Below are 8964 nucleotides of genomic sequence, written 5' to 3' on the forward strand. Positions count from 1 at the left end.
ATATACCCTAGACAGGTAAATATTATATAATATAATTTCAGAGAGTTTATTAAAATGAAAAATAAATTTAATAGTTTAACAATACAAATACCTATGGCAATTAATATATTTATTACTTCATTACTATTTATATCAATCTTTACACTAGTAAGAATGTCTTCAAAAGCTATAGATAAAGCTACTTATGACGGCTTTCAAACCACTGTAAAAGGATACACTACTTTTATAAACTCTTGGTCTGAAAATCAGCTTGTATTGGCAGATACTTATTCTTCATTGTCATTTGTAATTAATTATATGATACAAAGAAACGTTGAAGCAGAGGCCAATATGCTAACTGTACTAGGATTAATGGGAGCAAAAAATCCGTATGTAATTAGCCTATCACTAGTAGAAAAAGACAGCACTATTATAAATAGTTCATCAAAAGGAGATAATATCACTGGTAAAAAAATATCTGAATTATTTCCAGAATTGTGGCAAAAATTTAATAATGTAAAAAAACCTACATTATCAGACTATATATATAAAAATAATGATGGAAAATGGATTATAGGCTGTATATCTCCTGTACTTTCAAGGACTGATAAAAGTTATTTGGGAGCTATGCTTGTAATACTAGATTGGTCTAAAGTTGTTGATGAGATGCTAATTAATATAGGAGATAATTTTGATAATGATAGAAGAATTTTTATTATCAATCAAAAAAATATTATAATGCATAATTTATTAGAGAATATTGGTAAAGAGTTTCCAAAAGAGTTTAATAATGTAATTAATGAAAAAGAAGGTTATTTATCATTTACAGAATCATCTATTGAAAAATCATGCTTCTTTTATTCTGCTAATAATCTTCCTTGGAAATTGGCGGTTGCTATACCAAATAAGCTATTAAATCAAAATAAAAATAAATTAATAACTACAGGAGTTATTATAGGAATAATAGGAATTATTGTTGGATATATAATAGGATATTTTTACACAAAAATAAAAATTTCTCCTTTAAAAGTTGTAGCAAAAGAAGCAAAAGATATGTCAAGAGGAAATTTTGTATTAGAAGACCATAAATTCCAAAATAATGAAATAGGAGAAATAGCAGATTCTTTTAGAGAAATGAGAAATGCATTATCCAGTATAATTAGTGAAGTTAATGATACTTCAGAAAAAATTAATGAATCAGCTCTAATATTATCTAGAGGAAGTGATGATTTAGAAAAAAGAACCGAAGAACAAGCAAGCAGTTTGGAAGAAACATCATCTGCAATACAGCAAATGGCTTCTACAATAAAAAGTTCAACTGCAAATTCTGTAGATGGAAATAATATGATGGCATCATCTAAAGAAGCTGTAGAAAAAGGTGCTAAAAGTATATCAGAAACTACAAAAAATATAGAAGAAGTTTATGAGGATAGCGAAAAAATTAAAACTATCACAAAAACAATAGAAGATATTGCTTTTCAAACTAATATACTCGCTCTTAATGCATCTGTGGAAGCTGCACGTGCTGGAGAACATGGGAAGGGTTTCGCTGTTGTAGCATCAGAAGTTAGAAACTTGGCTCAAAACTCTCAAACTTCAGCTAAAGATATAACATTATTAATAGATAATATATATGAAAAAATTAACAAATCTGCAGAAACTGCTAGAGAATCTAAGCTAATATTTGATGATATACAATCAAAAGTTGAAAATACAGCTAAAATAATGAATGAGATAAGCACAACGGCATTAGAACAAGAAACTTCTATAGAACATGTAAATATATCTATATCAAAAATAGATGCTATTACTAATAAAAATGTTACTTTAGTTGATGAAACTGCACTCTCTTCAAAAGAAATATTAGAACAAGCTCAGCAATTAAAAAAGATAATGAATTTTTTCAAAATGTCTTAATCTTTAAAATTGACAATAAAATATTTATATATATAATATCAAAATATTTTGTTATTTGGATTTATTTATGAAAAAAATATTCACTCTTTCTTGTTTTGTTTTGATAATAGCTTCTTCAATTTTAAACTCACAAACAGCATATACCAATGCAATAATGCCAAAACTACCAAATGCCTTTGATATGTTTATAGGAAGAGAAGGAAACAATGAACTTCCTCAATATATAAAACCAGACTATTTTAGAGATGATTATAAAAGAACATTGCCAAACCCAAATGATGAAAATTTAAGTTTCTTTGAAAAATACCCATTAGAATTCCATTTGGTTTCAACATTCTCTTATGCAATTACTGTAAATACTTTTAATATGAGAGATACTTTTGCTACTATTGGTCAAACTTTTCATAATGATTATATACAATTTACAGGTTTTATTACAGCATATGGATATTTTGATACACATAACCCAGATATAAACTACCCATATATAAGAGGAAATGGAGGGATATATGATGGAGGTGTACAGGCTGTATTTGTAGATAGAATATTAGTTTCTGCAAGAGGAAAAGCTACCTTTGATATTAATACAACAACATTTATGCTTATGCCGCATTATTATGACACTACACAAAACCCAGCATATATAGATACTCCAGATTATTATATACCTCAAGTATTAAATGGTCCTGGTATAAGAGTTGGGTTTATAGGAAATCATTATGAAATAGCATATTCTCAAGGTGATTTTAGACATAGTATACCAAAAGCATTATTACTTAGATTTAATATACCAAATATAGAAGTGCGTTTTTTGTATGAACATGAAAATAGAAGAGAGCCTCAAAATTATCATATAACATTATTTGATTCGCTTGTTCAGGCTTCTGCTACTTTTAGATTCCCTCTTATGAACGAAACAATTTGGCTTAATGGTATTGCTGAATATACTTGGAGACAAAATGATGCTCATTATATAAGATTAGAACAAGGGTTCGAATGGTATATGCTCAATATTGCTTTAAGAGAAATGGTGCATATAAAAGATAAAGAGGCTAAAATATATTTGGAATATGCTCTATTTGGTAAGTTCAAGGCTGGTCCGGCAGAGTTTAATGTTGGTTTTCAGGGTGCCACTGATGGAAGATACTATATTGCTGGAAATGTAAAACTATAAGACTTAGAAATATTTATATATAACTTTTATAATTTGAGAGGTACTAATAAATGAAAAAAATAATCTATATGTTTTTTATATTATCAATAATGAATGTGTATCTATATTCACAGTCTATTGGATTAAGTGAAGTACCTAAAAGCTCTATAATGTTTGCTGACAAATATTTCTCAGATTATTATTTATATAGGGCTGCTAAATCATCTGGCGGATATGTTTTAATATTTAAAGGTGGATTAAAAATATATGTAAACTTTAATGGAGATTGGCATACTATAAGCGGTGGCGGAGATGAAATATCTATAGACTATATTGAAGATAATATAAAAAATACTATAAAAAAAGAATTTCCAGAAGAAAAAGTAATATATATTCAGAAAAAAAGTAAAGAATACAAAATACAATTCAAAAGCAGAAGAAAAATTACTATAGACTTTGATGGTAATATTACAAAAAGTGGTAGAGATTAAATATTATCAGCTAAATATTTAACAATATCATCCCTAACATTTCTACCATAATAATCAAATTGTGTTTCTCGCATTTTTACAAGCTTTTCTCTATTATTAGCAATGAGTAAGTCTATTTTATTGAAAATATCATCTGTAGATTTTGAATCTAAACCTAAACCATTTTGCTGTATATAAATAGGATTCTCCTCTTCCTGACCTGGTAAAGCCCCCATAGATACTATTGGAATAATACAATTAACTGCCTCTATTATAGCTGTAGGACCTGACCTTGTTATCAATATATCATTATCATGAAAAAGTTTGGCTATATTTTGAGTGTATCCTATTATCTGAGGACTATAACTTCTTGAAGCATAAAATTTATTTAGCTTATTATATGTATGCTTATTTCTTCCGCATATTATTGTAACTTCACAATTATATCTACTATAAAGATTTTTTATTATATATAAAAGTCTTTTAGTTTTTTCAGAATTATTTAGTATTAATATTTTTAATTTTCCATCAATATTTGTATTTTTAATAATTTCTTCTTTGCTTGCAAAAGGAGCATCAAAACCATTTCTTACAGGAAGACCGAATGTTATAAGCTTTTCTCTATCTATTCCGTTTTTTATCATATATTCTGTAGCTTCTTTTGAAGGACTTATTATCTTATCTGCCCTATTATCAAACCAAATCTTTGTTATTGTAATTAAATCTGTAATAAGTATAAAAAACTTCACATCCAATTTCTTCTTCTCTATTATATTTAATAAACTTCCGCTAAAAAGAGGATGCACATTCAAAATTAAATCTGGCTTATATTGTTTATAAATCTTTAAAAAACTTCTCTTAATTGTTATAGAATTATTTTTATTAATAAAGTCCTTGTTTTTAAATGAAAACTTAAAAATCTTCTCCCAAAGCTTAGGAAAATATTTTACACATTGATTATAAAGTCTCTCAGCAGCTAATAAATCAGGACCTCCCAAAGTAAAACCATTTACTACTTTTATCTCAACACTATCTTTATATAATTTTTCAAAACCTTGAATAAGAGCAGTATGAACACTTTTATGTCCATGACCTGTATATTCTGAAGATATTATAAGTATTTTTTTCATTTTTTTACCTTTTTATTAACTATTAAGATATCATTGATAATATTATAATAAATTGATATCTTTTGTCAATCTAATCATTAATTGTTTTAAATGATATTTCCTTCTTTATCAAAAGAAACTATTTTTCCATCATCAACTTTAAATTGATAGCCTTTAGATTTTTTATATATTGAGTTTATTTTAGTATATTTTGATTTTAGAGTATTTATAATATTTGAAGGTATAAATCTGCTTGCTTTTTCAAATGGTATAATATTCCTATTTCCTATAATATTAATCCATTCTCCTTTAAAATTAAATTGAATAGAACTTCCGCCTTTAAATACAACTATATAATGATGGCTCATCATGGTGTTATGTATAGTATAATCATTAAAATTATTTTCTATAAATTCTTTTGAAATATCAGGAAGCCTCTCATAAGGTATCATAGTAAAATTACTATCATCATAAAAATATAAATAACCAGAACTAAAGAAACTTAAAAACAATAAAAATAAATAAAGCTTTTTCATTATTATTTTCTCTATAAATTAATTATATATAAATAATATAATAAAATATTTATTATATTGTATCTGCTTTTTTCCAAATATTATTAAGTTTATCTTGCAAAATAAGAGAAGATGCATTTACTATATATATAAGGCTAAAAGGAATAACTCTTAAAACAGCAAAAATTCTATCAATATCATTATCTATATAATTGACACTAATTGCAAAAATAATAACACTAAATATTATATTTAAAAACAAAGCAATAAAAATAACAATATCTATTAAAACTATCATAACCGTTTTATCTTCAGTATTATCCATTCCAATTTGATTAGGCATTTCTTTATACACTACCTTACCATATTTATAATACCAATACTTAAAATAAAGCCCGCAAGTAAAGAAACCTAATAATACTTCAATCAACGGATTAATATCTTCTTTACCTGTGAAGTCTTTTATTTCTTTTGTAGTTTTGTATATCCAATAATAATAAAATAATCCACAGGTAAGTATATTAAGCAAAAGAAGTAAATGAATTGGAAATATTACTCCTTTTTTCATAAATAAATTTTCTCCAATTTATTACTAATTATTGTTCAGTAAAAAAAGCCTTATAAACAGCATTAATAGCCTTATTCAAATCTTTTTCTTTAACACCTATCATAATACTAGCTTCACTAATACTCTGATTAAGCATTTCAATATTGACATTTGCCTTCTCAATAGCATTCATAGCCCTAGCAGAAATGCCAACAACCTCCTGCATTCCCTCTCCTACAAGCATTACTAAAGCCAACTCATTATCAAAGAAAACATTATCCACATTAAGCTCATCGCGTACCCTCTCATAAATACGTTTCTCTTTCTCTTTTGTTAAAGTAGAACCTCTAACTATTACAGATATATTATCTATACCAGAAGGAGCGTGCTGATATGGTATACCTTCATCTTCTATTATACCCAATAATTTTCTGCCAAAACCAACTTCTCTATTCATAAGATATTTACTAACATAAAGACAAGAGAAGTCAGATTCTCCAGAAACACCGACAACAGGATTTTTTAATTTATCTCTCTGTGCAACTATTCTAGTACCTTTTGAAGCAGTGTTATTGGTATTAAGTATATGAACAGGTATATTAGCCTCATAAACAGGCTGAAGTGCCTCTGCATGAAGAACATTAAAACCACCATAACTAAGTTCTCTCATTTCTCTGTATGTAAACTCATCTATAAGTTTAGGATTATCCACTATACTAGGAGAAGCAGCCAAAACTCCATCTACATCAGTAAAGTTCTCATATACTTCAGCATTCACTGCCTTAGCAAGTATAGAACCTGTAATATCGCTTCCACCTCTTGGGAAAGTTACAACATCTCCCTTTTGTGTATATCCAAAAAATCCAGGGAAAACCACTATAGCACTTTCATCTTTTAATTTAGCTAGATTCTTATAAGAAACATCAAGTACAGCAGCATTTCCAAACTCTTCTGATAATAATAGCCCAGCATCTTTAGGATTAACATATTTTGCCTCTACTCCTAAACTATTAATATATGAAGCTACTACCTTAGCATTAATATCCTCACCTAGTGCCTTAACTCCATCTGTAAACTTTATAGCAATGCTTCTATCTTCTGATATTCTCTTTTTTATGTCTTTATCAATCTCTTCTAAAAGAGAATGTGATAAACCTAAATCATCTATTATACTTTTAAATCTCTCTAATATTATCTTTAATTCATGATTACCGTCTTTTCCAGCAAGTATTGCATCGGCAAGTGCTATAAGTAAATCGGTAACCTTTGTATCTTCTTTTACCCTCTTACCAGGTGCAGAAACTACAACTATTCTTCTATCTTTATCAGATAAAACTATATCTACAACTTTTTTTATTTGTACAGCATTAGCAAGCGAAGAGCCACCAAATTTTGCTACTTTCATTATTTACTATCCTCCGTAAAAAACACAAAAATATTACTATTTATAATAACATAAATAATACTTTTATTCAATTATCAATTATAAAATTAATTAAAATAATAATACGGAATTTTGTATTTAATAATTAATAAATTATATTAAGAATAGAGAATATATTTTCATAATTTAATTATATAACTAAAATGACGAAAATAATTAATTGTAATAGCGGTTTAGAGTATATAAAATATGATAAGCATTAAAAGAAGACGTCAAATAAAAGCGACTATTATAGTATCTTCAATACTAATAATAATTTTAGCTGTAGGGCTTATAATAGGATACTATCCTTTTGGACTACATCAAAAAAATATGAGAAATATTAATATGCCCAAAGATAGTATTATGTATATAAGTGCTAAAAGTATAAATGAAAGTATATCAAAATTTACTAGCTCTGTATATGCTTATAGGATTTCTCATGATGAATCGATGTATGATTTTTCTATAATGATAAAAACTATTGATGCTTTCTTTTATAATTTAAAAAATAATTCAAATTTCTTTATAAAACAATTTTCTAAAATTTTAACTTCTAGAAATGCCTCCATACTTCTATGGAAATATAATAATAATCTTTCAAATTCAGAATTATTGTATTTCTTTGATGTAGGTAAAATTAATACTTTTTTAGCAAATACTTTTTTTAATTTGAAAACGGTAAATATAGGCACTGTAAAATATGAAATAAAAAAAGAAGTGTATAATAATTATAAAGTATTTGGACTAATAAATGATAAGCCATTAATTTATTTTTCTTTTTATAATGGTATTGTAATAATCAGCAAAAATTATCCAAGTATAAAAAAAATTATAGATTTCTTTGATGCTAAAGCTGGAAATTTTGAAAATATCAGTATATTACAAAACTCATCATTAAATTATAATCCCGATATTTCTTTTTATATAAATAAAAAATTATTTGATGATAATAAATGCGAAGGCTCTATGCTGTTTAATCCAATAAAATATTTTAAAGATGTTTATAACATATATGGAAATATAAAACTATATGATGATAATGGCAAAATGGATATTTTTGTTGATTATCAATATGGAGGCTCTGATAAATTTGAACTTTATAATTTAAATAAACAAAATAATATACAAAATTATTTGCCTTATCAAAATACAGTTGTTTATTTATCATTAAAATCTTATATTTCAGGACTATATCCTATTATATATAATGATTTGAAAAATGATGATAATACAAAAATAAAAAGAGAATTGTTAAACCTATTTAATAAGATGAATAACAAATATTCTTTTTTAAGTATTATTAGTGATTTGTATGGAGAGATGGCATTAGCTTATATAGAATCAAGCAAAATAATTTATCCTGTTATGATATTTAATATAGAAAACTATGATAATATATTGCCAAAATTAGAAAATGAATTATTAAAGAAATATATTAACATTACAAAGTCAGAGAAAAATTATAATAATAGTTATATATATTCTTATACTTTTCCTAACGGTTCATCGTTGTATTATACATTTATAGATAAAATATACTTTTTTAGTGAAAACATTAGGGCTATAGAAACAACAATAAATAATATAAACAGTCAAAAAACTCTAAATGAAATAACAAAGAAGATAGATGATGATAATCCAAACTATATATTTACAATACAATTAGAAAAAGCAAATAGTATACTAAAATATTTTAATGTACCTCTTAGAAATTGGAGCTATCCTAATAATTTAGTAATAGGAAGCAGTGTAAACTCAAATTACACACATATAAATATAAGCTTTGATGCAAATTTCAGAAAATTAAAAAATAATCAATAGCACTATTTAAAATTATAAATTATAATT

Annotated in this window: 8 protein-coding genes; 4 read left to right on the top strand and 4 right to left on the bottom strand. The window is 25.8% G+C overall.

From position 1 onward, the window contains the following. Window positions 1-54: 54 nt before the first annotated feature. From E6A48_RS00405 to E6A48_RS00415, 3 genes are all read left to right on the top strand, one after another. Window positions 55-1896, top strand: a complete 1842-nt coding sequence (locus E6A48_RS00405) for a methyl-accepting chemotaxis protein (RefSeq protein WP_219708075.1) — start codon at window positions 55-57, stop codon at window positions 1894-1896. Window positions 1897-1963: 67 nt separating this feature from the next. Further along, window positions 1964-3070, top strand: coding sequence for a hypothetical protein (locus E6A48_RS00410; protein ID WP_014933838.1), 1107 nt, complete (start codon window positions 1964-1966; stop codon window positions 3068-3070). A 50-nt stretch (window positions 3071-3120) separates the two neighbouring features. Next, window positions 3121-3540: a PepSY-like domain-containing protein gene (locus tag E6A48_RS00415; protein ID WP_014933839.1), complete on the top strand. Its 420-nt coding sequence runs from the start codon at window positions 3121-3123 to the stop codon at window positions 3538-3540. Here the strand turns inward: E6A48_RS00415 and E6A48_RS00420 are convergent. The 4 genes from E6A48_RS00420 to E6A48_RS00435 form a co-directional block, all read right to left on the bottom strand. Next, a complete protein-coding gene (locus E6A48_RS00420) occupies window positions 3537-4649 on the bottom strand; it encodes an MGDG synthase family glycosyltransferase (RefSeq protein WP_014933840.1) in 1113 nt (370 codons plus the stop codon). The genes E6A48_RS00415 and E6A48_RS00420 overlap by 4 nt on opposite strands. Window positions 4650-4735: 86 nt before the next feature. Next, a complete protein-coding gene (locus tag E6A48_RS00425; protein WP_219708076.1) occupies window positions 4736-5164 on the bottom strand; it encodes a PepSY-like domain-containing protein in 429 nt (142 codons plus the stop codon). A 52-nt stretch (window positions 5165-5216) separates the two neighbouring features. After that, entirely contained in the window at window positions 5217-5711 is a 495-nt protein-coding gene (locus E6A48_RS00430; RefSeq protein ID WP_219708077.1) for a DUF4234 domain-containing protein, read from the bottom strand. A gap of 28 nt (window positions 5712-5739) precedes the next feature. Continuing rightward, window positions 5740-7095 (bottom strand): aspartate kinase, encoded by a 1356-nt coding sequence (locus tag E6A48_RS00435; RefSeq protein WP_219708078.1) that lies wholly within the window; start codon window positions 7093-7095, stop codon window positions 5740-5742. 228 nt (window positions 7096-7323) lie between these two features. Here E6A48_RS00435 and E6A48_RS00440 point away from each other — a divergent pair, with 228 nt between their 5' ends. Beyond that, a complete protein-coding gene (locus tag E6A48_RS00440) occupies window positions 7324-8937 on the top strand; it encodes a hypothetical protein (protein ID WP_219708079.1) in 1614 nt (537 codons plus the stop codon). Window positions 8938-8964: the final 27 nt, after the last annotated feature.

Origin of the sequence: Brachyspira pilosicoli (assembly GCF_019402445.1) — a bacterium.
GTDB classification, from domain to species: Bacteria; Spirochaetota; Brachyspiria; order Brachyspirales; family Brachyspiraceae; genus Brachyspira; species Brachyspira pilosicoli_B.

Coding starts and splice junctions, on each gene's coding strand:
- E6A48_RS00410 (WP_014933838.1), top strand. CDS start 1,964: ATGAAAAAAATATTCACTCTTTCTTGTTTTGTTTTGATAATAGCTTCT.
- E6A48_RS00425 (WP_219708076.1), bottom strand. CDS start 5,164: ATGAAAAAGCTTTATTTATTTTTATTGTTTTTAAGTTTCTTTAGTTCT.
- E6A48_RS00440 (WP_219708079.1), top strand. CDS start 7,324: ATGATAAGCATTAAAAGAAGACGTCAAATAAAAGCGACTATTATAGTA.
- E6A48_RS00430 (WP_219708077.1), bottom strand. CDS start 5,711: ATGAAAAAAGGAGTAATATTTCCAATTCATTTACTTCTTTTGCTTAAT.
- E6A48_RS00405 (WP_219708075.1), top strand. CDS start 55: ATGAAAAATAAATTTAATAGTTTAACAATACAAATACCTATGGCAATT.
- E6A48_RS00435 (WP_219708078.1), bottom strand. CDS start 7,095: ATGAAAGTAGCAAAATTTGGTGGCTCTTCGCTTGCTAATGCTGTACAA.
- E6A48_RS00415 (WP_014933839.1), top strand. CDS start 3,121: ATGAAAAAAATAATCTATATGTTTTTTATATTATCAATAATGAATGTG.
- E6A48_RS00420 (WP_014933840.1), bottom strand. CDS start 4,649: ATGAAAAAAATACTTATAATATCTTCAGAATATACAGGTCATGGACAT.